Origin of the sequence: Thiomicrorhabdus sp. Milos-T2 (assembly GCF_000702325.1) — a bacterium.
Taxonomy (GTDB): Bacteria; Pseudomonadota; Gammaproteobacteria; order Thiomicrospirales; family Thiomicrospiraceae; genus Thiomicrorhabdus.
In genome coordinates this window covers 949,954-968,331 of the sequence record NZ_KL370891.1, presented here as the reverse complement: position 1 = coordinate 968,331, position 18,378 = coordinate 949,954, and the positions used below count along the sequence as shown (strand labels likewise).

The window sequence follows — 18,378 nt, the reverse complement described above, 5'->3', positions numbered from 1 at the left end:
TCGGCTGTTTACAGTTATAAGCGATACAAATCCTGAATATCAAATTCGGGGCTGTACTGGTTTCGACGGGGAGTTCAAAATTTGAGATGCATGTCGTGCCTGAATGATGCACGTAAATCTTTATTTCAATTTTGTTATAGTTGCAAACGACGATAACTACTCTCTAGCAGCTTAGGCCGCTAGTGCAGCTCAGGCAAGTTGTCTATGGCCCCTGATCGCTGTATCATCTTACATAGAACCGTGTTAAGTACGTGTTTGGGTATTTAGCATCAAATTAACAAACTCGCCTAATATGATCCCTGCTGGCCGGGTAGCATTAAGGTTAAATGAATAGACCAAATAAGCATGTAGATTTTTAGATGGCGGCTTCGCGGACGGGGGTTCGACTCCTCCCAGCTCCACCAATTCAAAAGCCCGCTCTTCATTTGAAGAGCGGGCTTTTTTATTGAGTTAAATATGTTACTGAGAGTTAAAAAAGAAGAGTTAATGAAAAAAATAGGGGTCTGTTTTCAGGCCTAAGTCATTTAAAATAAAGGGATTTTAGGTAAATATTTAAAATGAGTTTTAAAAGTTTGCAAGAAAATGCACAAAATGTGGTTCAAATCACACTAAAAAGATAGGCAAGCGGAACGGAGTTCAACGTTACTTTTGCCATCAATGCCAATCCAAGTTTCAACTTAAAAGACGACCTAAAAAGTTCACTCAAAAACTATTTGTAGAATATTTTTATCACCGACAATCACTCCAGTATTTAGCAGATAAATATCAGCTGAGTATTCCAACTATTCGTAACTACATTAAAGCGTACCAGCCAATCGAAATACCGCTTACTCCCCGTGAGGTAATCGTCATTGCTGACGCCACCTTTTTTGGGAAAAGAATGGATAAGTTTGGCGTGCTTGTTTTTAAAGATGCGATTACTTCTAAGGTGTTAGCTTGGCAATATGTCCAAACAGAAACGATTCAGAGTTATGTTGATCTTAAGGATTTATTAGAAAGCGAAGGCTTTAGTATTAAAGCGGTGGTTCTAGATGGCAGAAGAGGCTTAATTCAGGCTTTTTCGGGTATCCCTATACAGTTATGTATTTTCCATATGCAAGCGACAATGACACGCTATTTAACAAAGAATCCTAAATTGACACCGGCTAAAGACTTAAAAGAAGTTGCTTCATTTATTCAATATGTGGATGAATCCTTATTCAAGGAAATGCTAGATGAGTGGTATTCAAAACACTCAGAGTTTTTGAAAGAAAAAACCTTTCATGAGGAATCTAAAAGATGGAGCTATAAACATAGAAAAGTACGTTCAGCCTATCGGAGTTTGAGTGTAAATATGCCGTTCATATTTACCTACCAACGACATAAAAAATTGAAAATACCTACGACAACAAATGGACTGGATGGTGGTGTTTTTTCACCACTAAAAAATCTACTAAATACTCATAAAGGTATGTCATTTGAGTTGAGAAAGAAACTAATTGACGATTACTTAAATACCCTAAAAAAATAGTGGTATCAGACCCCCGTTTTTTTCATTAACTCAAAAAGAACCTTTTTAATCTCCATTCTTTTGTAATTGTTGTAGGTCTTCCATAACCTTAGCTACATGTTCTTTAGGGTTAACGTCTCGATAAATTTTGGCAATATGACCTTTTGGGTCAATAATAAAGCTATGGCGTTTAGCGAACTTTAAAATTTTTAAATCTAATAAAGAACCGTATTGTTTAGTGACTTCTCCACTTTCATCCGCCAATAAATCAAAAGGCAAGTTATGCGTTTTTGCAAATTCTTCATGACTTTTTTGGCTATCTAAAGAAACACCTAGTACCACCGCTTGTTGTGCAATCAAATGGTTTATGTTGTCTCTAAAACTACAGGCTTCAGTTGTACAGCCAGGGGTATCGTCTTTTGGATAAAAATACAGTACAACCCATTTTCCTTGGTAATCTTGCAACGAAATATTTTTAGCCGATTGGTTTAAAAGCGTAAAACTCGGCGCTTTATCACCTACAGCTAACTCGCTATTGGCAGCGAATACATTGCTTAAAAAACTGAACATAAATAAAAAACCTATTACTTTAAATATTGGACTTGTTGTCCTTAAACGAAACCGCATGTCTTACCCCAATGATGACTGTCTTAAATGAAAACTTAGCATATCACGTTTGGTAAAACCGGTTTTTATGAACTCAGCTAAAGCGTTAACTTAAGACGATGACTTTTTAAAATATTTGCGATTACCACGCTGATCAATCGCTCCGGCCAAACGCTCAATACCATGAATATAAGCAGCCGTTCTTAACGGGCATTGATGCTGCAATGCTAAGTCATAAATAATATTGGACTCTTTGCGCATGATTTTATGCAGTTTTTCTTCTACTTCTTCATTATCCCAATAAAGCCCCGAACGGTTTTGCACCCACTCAAAATAGCTAACAATGACGCCGCCAGAATTCGCTAATACATCGGGAATAACATCAATATTATTAGCCTCTAATACTTCATCAGCCTGAGGTGTAACCGGACCATTAGCAATTTCCAAAATAGTTTTTGCTTTTATTTGATGTGCATTTAACTGCGTAATTTGGTTTTCTAAAGCACCCAAAACCAGCACATCCACCTCTAGGGTTAATAACTCATCATTACTAATCGTTTCATATTCCAACGTATTGCATACCGAGCCATCACAATAAACAGATGCCAGCTTATTTGATTGTTGTTTGTAGGTGTAAACATCGTCTACATTTAAGCCCGTTGAACTATAAATCCCACCTTGTGAATCCGATAAGGCAACAATACGGTAGCCCTCTTTTTTAGCTAAACGTGCAAAATGATAACCAACATTACCAAACCCCTGAACGGCAATGGTCGTCTCTGATTTATTAAAGCCTTGGCGATGCACATATTCATTTAACGCATGCAAAGCGCCCTGCCCCGTTGCCGACTCACGCCCTTGTGAACCCCCTAGATGTATGGGTTTACCCGTGATCACTGATGGGACTTGTCGACGTGAAATTACGCTATATTCATCGGCCATCCAGCCCATAATCGTACTGTTGGTATAAACATCTGGCGCAGGAATATCTCTATTTTCACCAATTACATCGGCGAAGGCACGAATATAACCACGAGAAAGACGTTCTAACTCTAAACGTGATAAATCTTTAGGATTAACCATTACGCCACCTTTTGCACCGCCAAAAGGTAAACCCGCAACAGCACATTTAACGGTCATCCAGAAACTAAGTGAGGTGACTTCATCCAAGTTCACTCTGGGGTGATAACGAATCCCGCCTTTAGTTGGGCCTCGTGTATCATCGTATTGCACTCTATAGCCGGTAAAAATTTTAAGTTCACCGTTATCCATTCGCACTGGAATACTGGCCATAATTGATCGCTTAGCTACCGATAAACGTTCAATAACCTCTTCATTAACATCAATATATTTAAAAACCGATGCTAACCGTTGTTTTGCTAACTCAAACATACTCGCGCCTTTGCTGTTGCTTTTGTTGTTGCCTTTGTTGTTGTTCTAAGAATTTATTCTATATCAATAGCCTAGTAAGATTGGTTATTAAAAGCAAACGATTAATTACAATCTTTATACGCTGGCTCTCATATAATGAGACCTTTGCACGAGAGTATGCACGAGTAAAAATGGTTAAAATTCACCTTATTTTTGTTGTACCCCAAGGGCACTTCCGTAGGGCGACAACTTGCGAATAGCTAGCTATTCCCTGCGTTTTCCGCCTCAATCAGGCAAATTTTACCTCATTTTTCTTTCGCACCTATCTCGTACAAAGGTCTCATAATAAGAGACGTTTTATAGCGAATAACTTTCAATATTTATATTTTAAGAGACCTTTGAACGAGATAGGTGCAAATTTCTCTACCATTATCAAAAGTATTTTATGACTCAAACACCAGGCCTGCCAGTTCATGCATTATTACCGCAAATAGAACAAACCGTTGCCAATAATCTCAATACCATTCTTAAAGCAGAACCGGGAGCGGGTAAATCAACGCTAGTGCCATTACACCTATTAAAAACTGCCTGCTTTACAGACCAAAAAATAATTTTGTTAGAACCTCGCCGTTTAGCCGTAAGGGCTTTAGCGAGTTTTTTAGCCAAGCAACTGAATGAACCTGTTGGCAAAACAGTGGGTTACCAAGTTAGAAATGATAAAAAAAGTGGCTCAGAGACAAAATTAGAGATTATTACTGAAGGTATTTTAATTAGGCGTTTACAAAATGACCCTGAACTGTCCGATACAGGCCTAATCATTTTTGATGAGTTTCATGAACGTTCTTTAGAGGCGGATTTAGCCTTAACATTAACTCTAGATACCCAGTCTGCACTGCGTGAAGATTTAAAATTACTGGTTATGTCGGCCACGCTGGAAACCGATAATTTAAGTCAATTTCTAGATTCTGCTCCCGTGATTGAATGCCCTGGGCGAAGCTTTCCGGTGGATTATCATTATTTAACTGCGGGAGTAAAAACCGCACAATCTCAAAACAACTCTGGCTGGTCATTAATTAATCAGCATTTAATCAGCACCTTAAATACTGCTATGCAAACTCATTTGGGAGATTGTTTAGTTTTTTTACCTGGTAAAGCCGAAATTACACAGGCCATAAAACTTGCAGAGCAGGCTTGGCCTAACCTACCTTACCAACTTATTCCCCTGCACGGCAGTTTAACCCCGCAACAACAAAATTTAGCATTACAAGCCAGTGAAAACGCAAAGCGTAAAATTATCTTTGCTACCAATATTGCTGAAACCAGCTTAACAATAGAGGGGATTCATATTGTGGTAGATTCTGGCTTGGTAAGACAGGCTAGTTATGATTCTAGCAGTGGTATGACCCGCATGTTAACTCAAAAAATATCCAAAGCGTCTGCTAAACAAAGAGCGGGGCGTGCGGGACGTTTACAGGCAGGAAATGCCTATCGCTTATGGACCGAATCTGACCAAACCACACGAGCCGATTTTGAACAAGAATCCATTTTAAATTCTGACTTAACCGACCTTTGTTTAGAAACCGCTATGTGGGGTGTCACCAATCTATTTGAGCTGCAATGGTTAACCCCTCCCCCAAAAGCTCATATTGAGATTGCACAACAACTTTTACAAACCTTAGGTTTTTTAACGCCCAACAAAGCAATTAAACTGGGTTTATCTGCGCGTTTAGCCAAATTATTACTTTACCCACAAGCGGATAATTCTAAGCAAGAACAGCTCTGTGATATTGCCGCCATTCTAGGTGAAAGAGATTTATTATCTCAAAGTTATAGTGCCAACTTACAAGACCGTATTCAGGCGTTTAACGGTTATAAACAAAACCCTAAAGGCAGTCTACCAGGCCTGGTTAAATCTGCCGCTAAAGAAGCCTTAACAAATAGTAAAAACTGGTACAAACGACTCAATAAAAAGCCATTGAACCCGACTCAAGAACAACCAATATCTAGAATTTCAGGAGCTCTTTCTCCCACAATGGCACAAGCCATTGCCATCGCTTACCCCGATAGAATAGCAAAACGCCGTGGTCAGCAAGACAACCGCTATTTAATGAGTAATGGAAAAGGCACTTTTTTACCAGAACAAGATGGCCTTATTCAAAACGAATATTTGGTGGTCACCAATCTAGATGGACAAAGACGTGATGGTAAGGTTTTTATGGCGATGCCTATTAGTCAAACAGAAATTGAAGAACTATTTACTGAGCAAATCACTCAACACTCTTTGGTTAAATTTAATCCTAGTAAACAACGAGTAGAAGGTATTAAAACCAAAAAATTGGGCGCTATCACTATACAACAAACTGAACTAACAGAGCTCTCTAAACAACAAATTCAATCTGCGATAATCGATTACTTAAAACAGAACCAACTGGCAGATATGCCATGGAATAAGGCAACTCTAGCTTGGTTAAAGCGCATTAATTGGTTAGCCCAATATAACGATGACTATAAAGGTTTTAGCCAAACAGAATTAGTAGACGATTTTGACCAGTGGTGCGCGCCTTATTTAAGCTCCGTTAAACAATGGACGGACCTTAAAAAAATTGACTTACTGGCGCTTCTGCAAGCCAAGTTAAGCTATGAAGCCAGCCAAGCATTAGAACAACAAGCACCCACCCATTATCAAGCGCCTTCTGGGAAAAATGTCGCCATAGATTACACCATTGGAAAACAACCCACTATTTCAATTCAACTGCAAGAACTATTTGGTGAATTGCGTTCCCCTAAAATCGGTTTTGGCAAGGTCGCATTAAGCTTTGAACTGCTTTCACCTGCTCGCAGACCGATTCAAATTACCAGCGATTTAAACTATTTTTGGCAAAATTCTTATTTTGAGATTGCTAAAGAGATGCGTGGTAAATACCCTAAACACCGCTGGCCAGAAAAACCTCTAGAAGAAAAGGCGGGACGTTCTTTACAAACTCATAGACAACGAAAACCCAAAATTTGAAATAAATTAAAAATAAATTAACAATAAGTTAAAGGGTTTGCCCCAATAAATATCGTTAATATACGAGAAAAATATGCCTAAAGATTACCAAATCATTCAACTTGAAAACGTCGATTCAACCAGTCGATATTTAAAAGACTACGTTGCCCAAAACCAACCACAACAACCCGTATTTTGTACCACACAAAAGCAAACCGCGGGCTATGGGCAACAAAAAAGACATTGGCTAACTAATGACAAATCCGCCATTTTCTCGCTTGCGTATCCTCTACCGCAAAAATATCCTTTAACAGGCCTGGTAAGTTTACACATTGCCGCCCTTTTGCATCAAAGCCTAGTGGAATTAACCGGTGATACTTTGTATTTAAAATGGCCCAATGATTTATTCAATTCACAAGGTAAGGTTGCTGGTATGTTAATTGAACAAGTTATGCAAAAAGACTACCGTGCTTTTATCATTGGAATTGGCGTTAACCGAGACTCTCCAGAAATCATGAATGAAGTCGCCTCTTCTAGCAGTACAAGCTGGTTTGAGATTAATGATTTATTTAGTCTTTTTCATCAAAAAGTTCAGCAATCAAAACTTGTTCACTATGATGAACAAGAACTTAATGAATATTGGGTAAAGCATGGCTTTTTTAATCTGGGTGAATCCGTTCAGGTTATACAGCCTAATCAAACCAATACAGATGCATTAAAAACTGAACATGGGATTTACAGAGGTTTTGATTCTCATGGACATGCCAAAATCGAAATCAATGGCGCTTTAACCCTGGTGGCTTCAGGTCAAATATCTATACGTAAAATTTGAATTACGAAAAATTTGAATTACGAAATATTCAAAAATTGAGATTAAGGCTCAAAAACTTCACCATTAAAATCGAATAACTTACCGCTTTCATGCGGAGTTAAATTTTGTAAAACCATATACAATTTATGCGCTGTAAATTCCGGCGTTTGTAGGCTAGCTGGATTGATTCTTTTAGTAAAAGGCTTAGATAGTTCAGTATCGGTTGTACCTGGTTGCAACCCAACCAATGTAATTTTAGATTTATTTCGATTTAACTCAATAGCAACGTTTTTCAGTAACATATTTAAAGCCGCTTTACTGGCTCTGTAGCTATGCCATCCGCCCATGCGATTATCGCTAATACTGCCCACTCGAGCTGAAAGCACGCCAATTTTACAAGGATGCTTCAAATCGATTTTTTGCAATAATTTTTGCAGCATAACAATAGGACCAACAGCGTTAATCTGAAAACTCCGACAGAGATTATCTGCTGAGATTTGTTTGTAAGATTTTTCCGGCCGCTGATCTTTGTCATGCAAAAAACCACTGGCAATAAAGACTAAATCAAATTTCAATTTAGCAACATTGCCGCTCTGCTTTATTTGCTCAAGGGCTTCTTCAAAAACGGTTGGCTCATCTAAATCCCAACTAAAATCCATAATTTGTCCTGCGCGTTTTTCAGCGATAGGTTTGAGCTTGGTTAAATCTCTTGCAAACCGATAAATATGGGCTTTGGGGTTTTGAGTAAAGACTTCATCAACCATTGCGCTGCCAATACCACCTGAAGCACCTAAAATTAACACCGAAAAGACCGAACCATTACTTGAAATTGTCATAAATTGTGAGTCCAACTTAAAAATGCTATACAATAATTATCATTGTTAGTATAACTTATTTATAATTTTTGTATAATTTTAAAGCATGTAAACATGCCTTATTGGCATCAAGGAACCGGAATGACTCACAACAATCAAGCCTCTTTAGAAAGTGCAAAAATTCCTAAAAACCGTATACACCGCCTTTCTAAAGTTGGTCAAATGGTTGGTAGTGTTGTGGGGAACATGATTACTGAAGGCTCTAAACAAGTCATAAAAGGCCAAAAACCTTCATCAAAAGAACTCTTACTTAGTGTTAATAATGCCAAAGTGTTAGCCGACCATTTAGCCCAAATGCGAGGGGCAGCCATGAAAGTGGGACAATTACTTTCAATGGATGCAGGAGATTTAATTCCAGAAGAGTTGGCAATTATTCTTTCGAAGTTACGCTCTGAGGCCAAATCTATGCCACTTAATCAACTTATGGGACAACTGGAAACTGCCTGGGGAGAGGATTGGCAAGATCAGTTTCAACAATTTTCATTCTATCCTGTGGCAGCCGCTTCGATTGGTCAAGTACATGAAGCTCATACCGTTGATGGTCGCCACCTCGCTTTAAAAATTCAATACCCGGGCATTAAAACCAGTATTGATAGCGACGTTAACAATTTATCTAGCCTGCTAAAATTGTCTCGGCTGATTCCAAAATCAGTTGATATGAAACCCATTCTTGAAGAAGCCAAGCTACAACTTCACGCTGAAGCGGATTATCACTATGAGGCCAACTGTTTGAACCAATACCGCAAACTTTTAGGTGATGATAGTCGTTTTACCATTCCTCAAGTCCACGCTGAGTTAAGTAATGAATCTATTTTGACTATGGATTTTGTGGAGGGCGTAGCGATTGAATCAAGAGTTCATGCCTCTCAATCCGAAAGAGATTTTATTATGCACTCACTGTTTGATCTGCTTTTTAAAGAGATGTTTATCTTTAAGCTAGTTCAAACCGACCCTAACTATGCCAACTATCAATACAATCCAAAAACTGAACGTATCGTTCTCTTAGACTTTGGGGCAACTAGACATTACAGCGAACAAATTTCCAACGGTTACCTTAAGTTGATGAGAGGTGCGCAAACTAATAACTTAAGGCAAGTGGAAACTGCAGCAGAACAAATAGGTTTTTTTAATCAAGAAATCTTACCTGAGCAAAAATTGGCGGTTATAGAGCTCTTTCAAAACGCCTGCGAACCGCTACAGTTTAATGGCGAGTATGATTTTTCTGAATCAGATTTAGCCCGTCGTATTAAAGATAAAGGTATGGATTTAAGCATGGAAAAAGACTACTGGCACACCCCACCAGCCGACGCACTTTTTTTCCATCGTAAACTCGGTGGATTATATTTACTTGCCAGTAAACTGCGGGCCAAGGTCAATGTAAACGAGTTGTTTAGTCAAATAACTAACGATCTACCTTAAAGAAAATATTAGATGTTTGTCCTTAACGATCTTGCTTAACGATCTTGCTTAAAGATCTTGCTTTACTGTTTGGCTTAACGATGTAAACCATAACAGCGCAGTTACCAGGCCTCTAAACTTTTTACGAGGTGCGGTAAGTTCTTTAAAACACCTCTAAACGGAATAAAAATGCACTTAAACTCACAACAAATCGATGAATTGACTTTAAAAGAACGGATTCACTTGATTAATTCAATTACCGGTATTAAACCCGCTAACTTAATCGGTACAGTCGACAACGCTGGGCAAACCAATTTGTCAGTATTTAGCTCTGTTATTCATTTAGGAAGTAATCCTGCTTTAATCGGTTTTATATTACGCCCACCTGGTGAAGTCCCTCGCCACACTTATGAAAATATAAAAGAAACAGGCTACTACACAATTAATCACATTCACCCAGATTTTGCACAACAAGCACATTTAACTTCTGCTAAGTACGCTAAAAATGAGTCTGAATTTGACGCTTGTGATATACAAGAACAATTTTTAGATAACTTTATTGCACCCTTTGTTAAAGAATCACAAATAAAATACGGCTTAGAGTTTGTTGAAGAAATAGAAATCAAACACAATCAAACGCGTTTAATTGTAGGTGAGATAAAAGAGATTATTTTAGATATCCATCCACAAACAACGGATGGTGGCTTAGATTTAGAAGCCTGTCAAAGTGTTGGAATTAGCGGTTTAAATAGTTACTACAAATTTAAGCGTATCGCGACCTACGAACAACCTCGCTAAAACGTAAACGAGAATGGTATAAAAAAGTCACCCCCTCTTTTAATTGGATTCTAGTGTAAATCCAAAGCAAAAGGTTTGAGCTCTTCTAGGCTTACGTATTTCAATACAGCTTCATCCGTAGCTGTAAAACGTATTTTGGGGGCTTTTCCCGCTCGAAATGCCTCTACCCAACGTAAAGCACATAAACACCAAAAGTCACCGGGTTTTAATCCTGGAAAACTTCCTGGTATTGGGGTACTCAAATCATTACCCTGCTGTTTTGAAAACTCTAAAAACTCTTCGGTAACTTGAGCACATACAACATGACGCCCTCGGTCAAATTCATCAGTACGACAGTTTCCATCGCGATAAAACCCTGTTAACGGTTGTTCAGAACACAACTCTAAAGCACTACCCAATAAATTTAATTTTGTCATGACAGACCTCTTTGTTGATTAAACCATCCATAAAACTGTTCATAAATAGTCATATTATTCGTCATATTACTCGTCACAATATATTCTCTTCAACCAAATCTAGACCAACACTTACTGGTGTAATGGTTAAACCTTTTGGCGGAGTGAGTAGAAACTTACACAATATACGATATTGATCTAAATCAATCACGTAATCTTGCTGCTGAGTCTCCAATAATTCATGCAATTCTTGTTCATTACTTACACTGCCTAACCAACACCATTGATAAATGACATGAAGGATTTGCTCATCACTTTCACTGTCTGAGGCATTAGACTCTTTAACAATAACCGCTTCATTCCACGGCCAAGCTTTTTGCTGCAAAGGTTGTAACCCCATAGACTGTCTTAAATTGTAGATTTGAGCAGATTCCTTGCCGACACAAGCTCCTTTGCATTTTTTAAGTTGATGAGCAAAACAAGCACCACTTTTTTTGTTTTCTAAACCCGTTAGACGATGACATAAACTTTGTTCATTAGCGAGTTTTTCAATCGCATTAATCGCCTGTTTTTTTGAACGGTACAAACCATACAGCCCACTTAAATCATCGGCATACAATCCATTTAAACTGACTACTTGAAGCGTCTCATAACCTTGTTTATCAAGATTACTTACTAAGCTCCAAAGCTTAGTGAGCTTACGCAATTTAACGTTAAACTTAGGACTTAAGCGTTTTATTTCTTGAGCTTCTAAAAGCTGTGCACCTAAATCACCACTACAAACCGTCCAATCTAAATCATGTATTTCTGTGCTAATTTGTAAGTCTTTAGAATGACGGTAATCACCATTAAAGTGGCTTAAAATTCGGCTACGTAAATTAACCGATTTACCCACATATAAAACTTGACCTGCAGAACCATAAAAACGGTAAACTCCAGCAACATCATCACAGCCATCAAGTACTTTTGGGGCTAAATTGGGTGGAAAACTGGGTTGTTTAAGTTGTGACTTAACCGCTTGCCAAATAGTCTGTTGAGAATGATATTGCGGTAACAATTGAAAAAAATCCCACAGCACTTTTGCATCATCCAACGCACGGTGGCGATGGTCACATTGCAAATCAAAGCGCTCAACAATTTGATCTAAACCATGACGTTTGTGTTCTTTAAATAATGCCCTAGAAAGCTTTACTGTGCAGAGCGTTAACGCGTTCCACTCAATGCCAACTCGCTTAAATTCACTTTTCAGAAAACCATAATCAAATCGAGCATTATGTGCGACCAGTATTTTACCATCTACCAGGCCTGCTAACTCTTCTGCAACCTCTTTAAATGTAGGTGCATTTTGCACCATTTGATTGGATATTCCCGTTAATTGAGTAATCCATGGAGGAATCGATTTTAAAGGCTGTATCAAACTGTGCCACGTCTGTACCAGTTCGCCTTGGCAAACATGCAGCAAGCCAATTTCGGTAATACCATCTCGTTGATGTTTACCTCCAGTCGTTTCAACATCTAAAAAGATAAAGTCACTAAGCTTGTCGTCTTTTGGCCAACTTTCTACTAAGTTACCAGGCCTGGTCATAATATGCCATTCATCATGGCATTCATCAATAAGCAGGTAATTGCAATCAAACTAGCATGCCAACGTAATGTCCAAAACCAGGGAATGGATTGATCTAACTTTATCCAAGCTTTATCTATCAACAGCAAAACGACAAACCCAATGGCTAGCCCCAACCAGGCCTGGTAATCTTCAAAAAACGCAACAACAATCCAAGCCCAAAGCGCGATGACGTTAGAACTGATTAATAAGCGATTAGAGAGTTGGCCTTTAGAGGAAACTGATTCAGCATGATTAGCACCGCTTAAGTCTAAGTCCTCATGAAAATTAAGTGCAAAGCCCCAATGAATCCCCGCAATAAAACTCAAAATCACCAAGGTATAAATCATTAAAACCTGTGATATATCGAAAGGCTGCAGATGACTATTGAGCTCTAAAGTTAAGGGGGTTAAATTCAATGCGGATAAAATGCCATACCAAAATGGCAAGGTACCCAGGTAAGTAAGAATTTTTGCAAGTTGTTTTGATTCCAATGGCGTACTCATCGAATTACCTTATTTAATTTAGTTCTTTTGTTTAGTACGTTTGTTTAGTACTTTTGTCTAGTACTTATTAATCACTTTACTGTACCAATGCATTACATAAATTATACATTAATAATACATATTTACATTATATGCTAAAGTATTAGAGATCTTTGCATGAGACAGGGGCACAAGAAAAACAAGATAGAATTCTTTAGATTTAGGCTAAAAAATACGCATAATAACCAGTTATTGGGCGGATTTTTTAGCTTGAAGATAGAGAATTATAGCTGTTTTTATGTGTTCATGGTCTCGTGCAAAGGTCTCTATTAGGCAATTAATTCACATATTTGGTGAAACCTTTATGAAAATACTCTCTAAATTAATGATTACAACAGCCCTTATATTCATGACTACCAAGGCTATGAGTGAAATTGAAATTAGCGAAAGTTTAGAAGGCTTAACTGCAGAAGAAAAAGCTTGGTTACTAGATGATTCCAATCTTGATGCGATGACCGTCTCATCAGAAAAATTAAAATGGACTGACAAGGCGAGTAAAGATAATTATTGGCTTAAGAACTCACTCAAAATAAATTCACAAAGCTTGAAGACTGGTTGGCTAGAATTTTCTCAATGCCACTACCAACTTGATCCTGTCCCTAAAATAGAAGTGTCCTATAACCCTAAGCATACTCGCAACTTAAAAATCCTTTCATACCAAGATATCGAAAAGGCTACCGCACTTGATAACAGAGTTGTTTTAATGAATGTCAAAAGAGGAGCTCAAATCTGTATTAAAGGAGAAAGCCAAACCTTAAAGTTAATGGATAACCACTTTTCTCTTCAGCGTGGGCCTTATATGCGTAAATTTTTAGACGGCTATTATCCAATGATTGTTGAAGAAAGTATTGAATTAAATTCCGTTAATGCTCGCCTTGCAAAGCAAACCCCGATTAGGCCGATTAGCTCTATCAGGCCAGCAAAGCCTCAAACCGCTTCAAAACCAAACCATTATGACTTTAACTATGCATTTGAAGGCCAGCTAAAACCTTATTACGAATTTATATTAATAAAAGAAAATTGAGTTTTTAAGCTCATTTTAAGACCCAATAGGCTTTAATTAATTTTTCAGTCATGACTTAATCATTATTTCTCAAATTCTAATAGTTCTAGGTTTTTACAGCCTTTTGAACAACGGTTTTCGCACGCGGCGCTAAACCAATGTTTAGCCAGACGTTGATTCTTTTCGGTACCCTGTCCGTTTAAATACAACAAACCTAAATTATTTTGGGCAATTCCGTAATCTTGTTTAGCTGCTTTTTGATACCATTTAAAGGCATTTAGGTAACTTACATCTCCGGTATTCCCGTTTTGGTACATTTTAGCTAAACCATATTGTGCGTAACGGTCTCCTGCCTTAGCCAACGGTAAAAATAGTTTGTAGGCTGTTTGATAGTCTTTAGACGCATAAGCCTCTATTGCCGTCGTTAAATTAGCACTCACACTCAATGAGCTTAGCAACAAAAAACAACCTAAAAAGTAAGTTTGTAATCTCAACATTGGTTCACCTTTAGTCTTTAGTCTTTATACTAATTCACACAAATTTTAGATAAAATTGGCTCGTTAGCCTACTTGTATTTTATTTACCGCTACCCAATGATCGAGTTTCTTCGCAAATGGTTTTATTTTAAATAAATCCCCATTTTCTCCTGCTAAAACCTTTTCTATTCCTGCCTTTTCAGCCAAATTTTTATGGGCACTTAAATGCTCATTTTCTCCGTGAGTAGGTATTAACATTTTGGGATTCATCAACCCATAAAACGTTAGCAAATCTTGCTGACAAGGATGTCCAGAAGCATGCAATACTAAACCATTTTGTTTGGAATCATCAGCATGAATCACATTTACTTCCTGGTTCTTAAAATGCATAATTTGCTCATCAATCGCTTTTCTATTGGGAGGGATTTTAATGGCACTGTAAATGATGCTGTCGCCAGGTTCTAAAAAAAGCCAAGGGTGGTAGCCTAATGCTAACTTTTGAGTGGCTGACCGAGGCTCAGCTTGGGAGCCTGTGGCAATCACCATGACCTCCTCTCTTGGCAAATAACCAATATGCTTTGGATCAACCAATTCTAACTCTTCTGGCCAATAACCTAGACGTCTAGCAATAGAAACCATATTTTCTAAAGAGCGTCCAAACACAGCACAACGTTTCTTTAATTTATGAGCAATTCTTACCAAAGTCACAAATCGAGCCACGTTACTACTAAAACAGGTTACAACTACCCTGCCTGTTTGCGCTTGGATAGTTTTTAACAGATCGGGGTAGACGCTACTTTCTGAAACACTTTGGCCTAGTTTCGTTGCGTTCGTTGAATCGGCTACAAGGACATCAATGGGCAATTTTTTTAGTGCTGAAAAAATTGCCTTATCAAATGGTAAGCCTAACACTGGGTTAGAGTCTTTTTTCCAGTCACCAGTGTGCAAAATATTACCAATATCGGTTTCAATTAATAAGGCGCTAGATTCAGGAATAGAATGAGGTAAAGGCAACCAGGTAACGGAAAAACTACCGAGCTGGTAAGATTGATTAAAGTTAACAATATGTAAAGGAACTTGAGCCAACCAGGGTTCTTTACTTAACTTATTAAAAATCATCTCTATCGCAAATGGCGTCGCGAAAATAGGTACTTTTAATTTTGGCCATAACTCAATAATTGCTCCAATATGATCTTCATGCGCATGCGTTATAACAAGAGCCTGTAAACTTGATGCTTGTTTTTCAATAAACTCTGCATCGGCAATATAACTATTACGACCATTTTCTGAGTCAAAGCCAATACCACAATCAACCATTAACCACTCCCCTGCATGTCCATATAGGTTCATGTTCATGCCAATCTCGCCAGTTCCACCTAAAGGTAAAAACCAAATATCATATCTTGTTGGGGCAATCTGCTTAAGGTGCATGAAGGGTTATCCGTAAAATAATGATTGTATATCTATAGCAAAACAGACTGTAAATGAAATGTAAAAACTTTGCTGTATCTGCTTTTTCAGGTATCTTTTTGGGCGCCGAATGAGATGTTTTTATCATAGCATTTGTGGCTTTATCGCCACTTGAAAACCTATTCTAAAGCTTACCTATTCTCAAGTTTATAAATGCCCTGTTTTCACGTAGATAAGCGTTTCTTCTTCTGCAAATGGAAAATGTTCACTTAGATGCGGACTTCTTAACCAGCTGCCTTTTGGGTATGTTCCATGTTCGTCTTGAAAAGTCCCCTGTAAAACTAAGATTTCTTCTCCTCCCCAATGTTTATGAGGTTGAAAACGTTCACCTTTTGGCCAAAAAACCAAAGCACTACCTTCCGTTCCATGTTGGTGTAATGATAGAACTTTTAAACCACCGATACCCGGTTGCATGGGAGAAGTTGTTGTATCGATGATAACCGTCTCCGTATCCATAGGGTCAAATTGATCTAGTTTTACAAACAAAACGCAGCCTTTTTTTGAAAACGGCGAATGTTTAGAATTAGGTGGATTACGAATGTAGGTTCCTGCAGGATAATCTCCACGCTCATCAGAAAATACGCCTTCTAGAACCAGTATTTCTTCACCTAAAGGATGAGTGTGCTCAGGAAATTCTGAACCCGGCATGAATTGCACAATGCTAGTTGTTCTGCCATGTTCAGAAAACTCTCGTTCTAAAGGTTTGCGCAACACCCCATCAGCCCTACTACCTAGCCAATCCATGGCTTCTGAGTCTATAAATACCCGCTGACTTAAATCCATATTGATTGAATCGGTCACACCAACCTCCTATACTAAGTTACAAAATTCAGCTAATAATCTAGACAAATACTATACAATAATTATTCAAATCATATAATGTAAAAGTAATATTTTCATAACACTTTTAAAAAGAGAATCATGACTAAAAGAGACCTTTTTAAGAGTCCATAAATGTATAAAAAGCTAAATTCTCTAAAGATTAAACCCAATTTCGATCCAATATATATTATATTTAACAAGGATTCATTATGCCAAGCCAAGCCACAACTCAACTATTTCCAAAGCTTTTTACACCTCTAAAACTTGGTGCGATTACCCTGCCAAATAGAGTGATTATGGCTCCATTAACTCGAGCCAGAACAGAGCAAGACCATGTTCCTAATGCCTTAATGGCCGAACATTATGCCCAAAGAGCTTCCGCAGGCTTAATCATTGCTGAAGCCACTATGGCTATGGAAGGTTGCTCATCTTTTTATGCTGAACCCGGTATTTATTCCCAAGCACAAATTAACGGTTGGAAAACAGTAACTGATGCGGTTCATGCAAAAGGTGGACAAATATTTTTACAAATTTGGCACGGTGGACGTACTTGTCACCCAGCTTTAAATAATGGCAAACAACCTGTGTCAGCTAGCGCCATTGCTATTGAAGGCGAAGAAGTGCATACCCCAGAAGGAAAACTGGCCTATACCGTCCCTCATGCCTTAGAGTTAGATGAAATTCCACAAATTATTGAAGGTTTCAAACAGGCCGCAATCAATGCAAAACTAGCTGGTTTTGATGGAGTAGAAATTCACGGAGCAAATGGTTATCTACTTGATCAATTTTTACGTGACGGAAGTAATCAACGTTCTGATGAATACGGAGGCTCTATTGCAAATCGAGCACGTTTACTAATAGAAGTCATCGAAGCTACGTTAGACGTTTGGGAAAGTGGTCGAATTGGGGTAAGAATCTCACCTTTAAACAGTTTCAACAGCATGCAAGATAGCGATCCTGTTGCATTAACCGCATGGCTTGCAGAAAAGTTAAATGAATATAACCTAGCCTACCTGCATGTAATGCGTAGTGACTTTTTTGGTGTACAAAACCAAGACATTCTTAGCCCGGTCTTACACGCTTATAAAGGTAATATTATCTGTAATATGGGTTACGATGCTCAAGAAGCAGAAGATGCCATTGCCAAAGATGGCTTAGCGGCTGTTGCCTTTGGAGTCCCTTTCCTTGCAAATCCAGATTTACCAGAACGCTTTCAAGCTGGCGCCGAATTAAACGTAGCTGATCCAGACACCTTCTACACTCCTGGCGCAAAAGGTTACACTGACTATCCTTTTATGAATTCATAAGCTTGCAATAAAAATCTAAACCGGCTTCCTAATTAATTGATAACTTCCCCCTTCATTTAATACTGGAAGCCACAACTAAGAATCTGACAAATCAAACCTATATTCAAGACAGGCTTAACTTTATCGATGAGCTAATAGAGTGATGAACCTATCCGACTAAGTCATTAAATTGAATTTTAATCTTAAGCAACGAATATTGAAATTAACAATATAGAGAGACCTTTGCATGAGAGTATGCGCGAGTAAAAATGGTTAAAATTCACCTGATTTTTGTTGAAAAACTTGCGAATAGCTAGCTATTCCCTGCGTTTTCCGCCGCAATCAGGCAAATTTTCCCTCATTTTTCTTTCGCACCTATCTCGTGCAAAGGTCTCATAGACAAACTTTAATCATAAATTAAATTTCATATTTAACCTATCT

At 38.1% G+C, this 18,378-nt stretch carries 16 protein-coding genes and 1 other RNA gene; 8 read left to right on the top strand and 9 right to left on the bottom strand.

Features of this window, described 5'->3' with window-relative positions; translation table 11 throughout:
- The first annotated feature begins 47 nt into the window (after positions 1–47).
- Positions 48–404, top strand: a transfer-messenger RNA (tmRNA) gene (ssrA, locus tag BS34_RS12810).
- A 476-nt stretch (positions 405–880) separates the two neighbouring features.
- Complete coding sequence (locus BS34_RS0104250) at positions 881–1,510, top strand: IS256 family transposase, variant Zn-binding type (RefSeq protein WP_051640677.1); 630 nt, start codon at positions 881–883, stop codon at positions 1,508–1,510.
- Between the two features lie 45 nt (positions 1,511–1,555).
- Here BS34_RS0104250 and BS34_RS0104245 read toward each other — a convergent pair whose 3' ends face one another.
- Together BS34_RS0104245 and BS34_RS0104240 are read right to left on the bottom strand one after the other, a co-directional pair.
- The gene (locus tag BS34_RS0104245; RefSeq protein WP_199774074.1) at positions 1,556–2,059 is read right to left on the bottom strand and encodes a peroxiredoxin; all 504 of its coding nucleotides are present in this window, start codon (positions 2,057–2,059) and stop codon (positions 1,556–1,558) included.
- 147 nt (positions 2,060–2,206) lie between these two features.
- The gene (locus BS34_RS0104240; protein ID WP_029407305.1) at positions 2,207–3,487 is read right to left on the bottom strand and encodes a Glu/Leu/Phe/Val family dehydrogenase; all 1,281 of its coding nucleotides are present in this window, start codon (positions 3,485–3,487) and stop codon (positions 2,207–2,209) included.
- 424 nt (positions 3,488–3,911) lie between these two features.
- On the opposite strand from BS34_RS0104240, the gene hrpB reads away from it, so the two are divergent.
- Positions 3,912–6,476: an ATP-dependent helicase HrpB gene (gene hrpB / locus BS34_RS0104235; RefSeq protein WP_029407304.1), complete on the top strand. Its 2,565-nt coding sequence runs from the start codon at positions 3,912–3,914 to the stop codon at positions 6,474–6,476.
- 73 nt (positions 6,477–6,549) lie between these two features.
- On the top strand, positions 6,550–7,287 hold the full coding sequence (locus BS34_RS12545; RefSeq protein WP_051640676.1) for a biotin--[acetyl-CoA-carboxylase] ligase: 738 nt from the start codon (positions 6,550–6,552) through the stop codon (positions 7,285–7,287).
- A gap of 41 nt (positions 7,288–7,328) precedes the next feature.
- Here BS34_RS12545 and BS34_RS0104225 read toward each other — a convergent pair whose 3' ends face one another.
- Positions 7,329–8,102: an SDR family NAD(P)-dependent oxidoreductase gene (locus BS34_RS0104225; protein WP_038126270.1), complete on the bottom strand. Its 774-nt coding sequence runs from the start codon at positions 8,100–8,102 to the stop codon at positions 7,329–7,331.
- Between the two features lie 120 nt (positions 8,103–8,222).
- On the opposite strand from BS34_RS0104225, the gene BS34_RS0104220 reads away from it, so the two are divergent.
- Positions 8,223–9,560 carry an ABC1 kinase family protein gene (locus tag BS34_RS0104220; protein ID WP_029407301.1) on the top strand — a complete coding sequence of 446 codons (1,338 nt, stop codon included), beginning with the start codon at positions 8,223–8,225 and terminating at the stop codon, positions 9,558–9,560.
- Between the two features lie 168 nt (positions 9,561–9,728).
- Positions 9,729–10,337 (top strand): flavin reductase family protein, encoded by a 609-nt coding sequence (locus BS34_RS0104215; RefSeq protein ID WP_029407300.1) that lies wholly within the window; start codon positions 9,729–9,731, stop codon positions 10,335–10,337.
- A 50-nt stretch (positions 10,338–10,387) separates the two neighbouring features.
- On the opposite strand, the gene BS34_RS0104210 is transcribed toward BS34_RS0104215, so the two are convergent.
- The 3 genes from BS34_RS0104210 to BS34_RS0104200 all read right to left on the bottom strand — a co-directional run bounded on the left by BS34_RS0104210 (position 10,388) and on the right by BS34_RS0104200 (position 12,841).
- A complete protein-coding gene (locus tag BS34_RS0104210; RefSeq protein WP_029407299.1) occupies positions 10,388–10,753 on the bottom strand; it encodes a DUF2237 family protein in 366 nt (121 codons plus the stop codon).
- Between the two features lie 73 nt (positions 10,754–10,826).
- Positions 10,827–12,317 (bottom strand): exonuclease domain-containing protein, encoded by a 1,491-nt coding sequence (locus tag BS34_RS0104205; protein ID WP_029407298.1) that lies wholly within the window; start codon positions 12,315–12,317, stop codon positions 10,827–10,829.
- Positions 12,314–12,841, bottom strand: a complete 528-nt coding sequence (locus BS34_RS0104200) for a DUF3429 domain-containing protein (RefSeq protein ID WP_029407297.1) — start codon at positions 12,839–12,841, stop codon at positions 12,314–12,316. Before BS34_RS0104200 ends, BS34_RS0104205 begins: the two co-directional genes overlap by 4 nt.
- Before the next feature lie 343 nt (positions 12,842–13,184).
- Between BS34_RS0104200 and BS34_RS0104195 the strand changes: the two genes are divergently transcribed.
- Positions 13,185–13,904, top strand: a complete 720-nt coding sequence (locus BS34_RS0104195; protein WP_038126269.1) for a hypothetical protein — start codon at positions 13,185–13,187, stop codon at positions 13,902–13,904.
- Between the two features lie 62 nt (positions 13,905–13,966).
- On the opposite strand, the gene BS34_RS0104190 is transcribed toward BS34_RS0104195, so the two are convergent.
- From BS34_RS0104190 to BS34_RS0104180, 3 genes are all read right to left on the bottom strand, one after another.
- Positions 13,967–14,380: a tetratricopeptide repeat protein gene (locus tag BS34_RS0104190; protein WP_029407295.1), complete on the bottom strand. Its 414-nt coding sequence runs from the start codon at positions 14,378–14,380 to the stop codon at positions 13,967–13,969.
- 63 nt (positions 14,381–14,443) lie between these two features.
- Positions 14,444–15,790 carry a ribonuclease J gene (locus tag BS34_RS0104185; protein ID WP_051640675.1) on the bottom strand — a complete coding sequence of 449 codons (1,347 nt, stop codon included), beginning with the start codon at positions 15,788–15,790 and terminating at the stop codon, positions 14,444–14,446.
- 186 nt (positions 15,791–15,976) lie between these two features.
- Positions 15,977–16,612 carry a cupin domain-containing protein gene (locus tag BS34_RS0104180; RefSeq protein ID WP_029407293.1) on the bottom strand — a complete coding sequence of 212 codons (636 nt, stop codon included), beginning with the start codon at positions 16,610–16,612 and terminating at the stop codon, positions 15,977–15,979.
- 248 nt (positions 16,613–16,860) lie between these two features.
- Between BS34_RS0104180 and BS34_RS0104175 the strand changes: the two genes are divergently transcribed.
- A complete protein-coding gene (locus tag BS34_RS0104175; RefSeq protein ID WP_051640674.1) occupies positions 16,861–17,958 on the top strand; it encodes an alkene reductase in 1,098 nt (365 codons plus the stop codon).
- Positions 17,959–18,378: the final 420 nt, after the last annotated feature.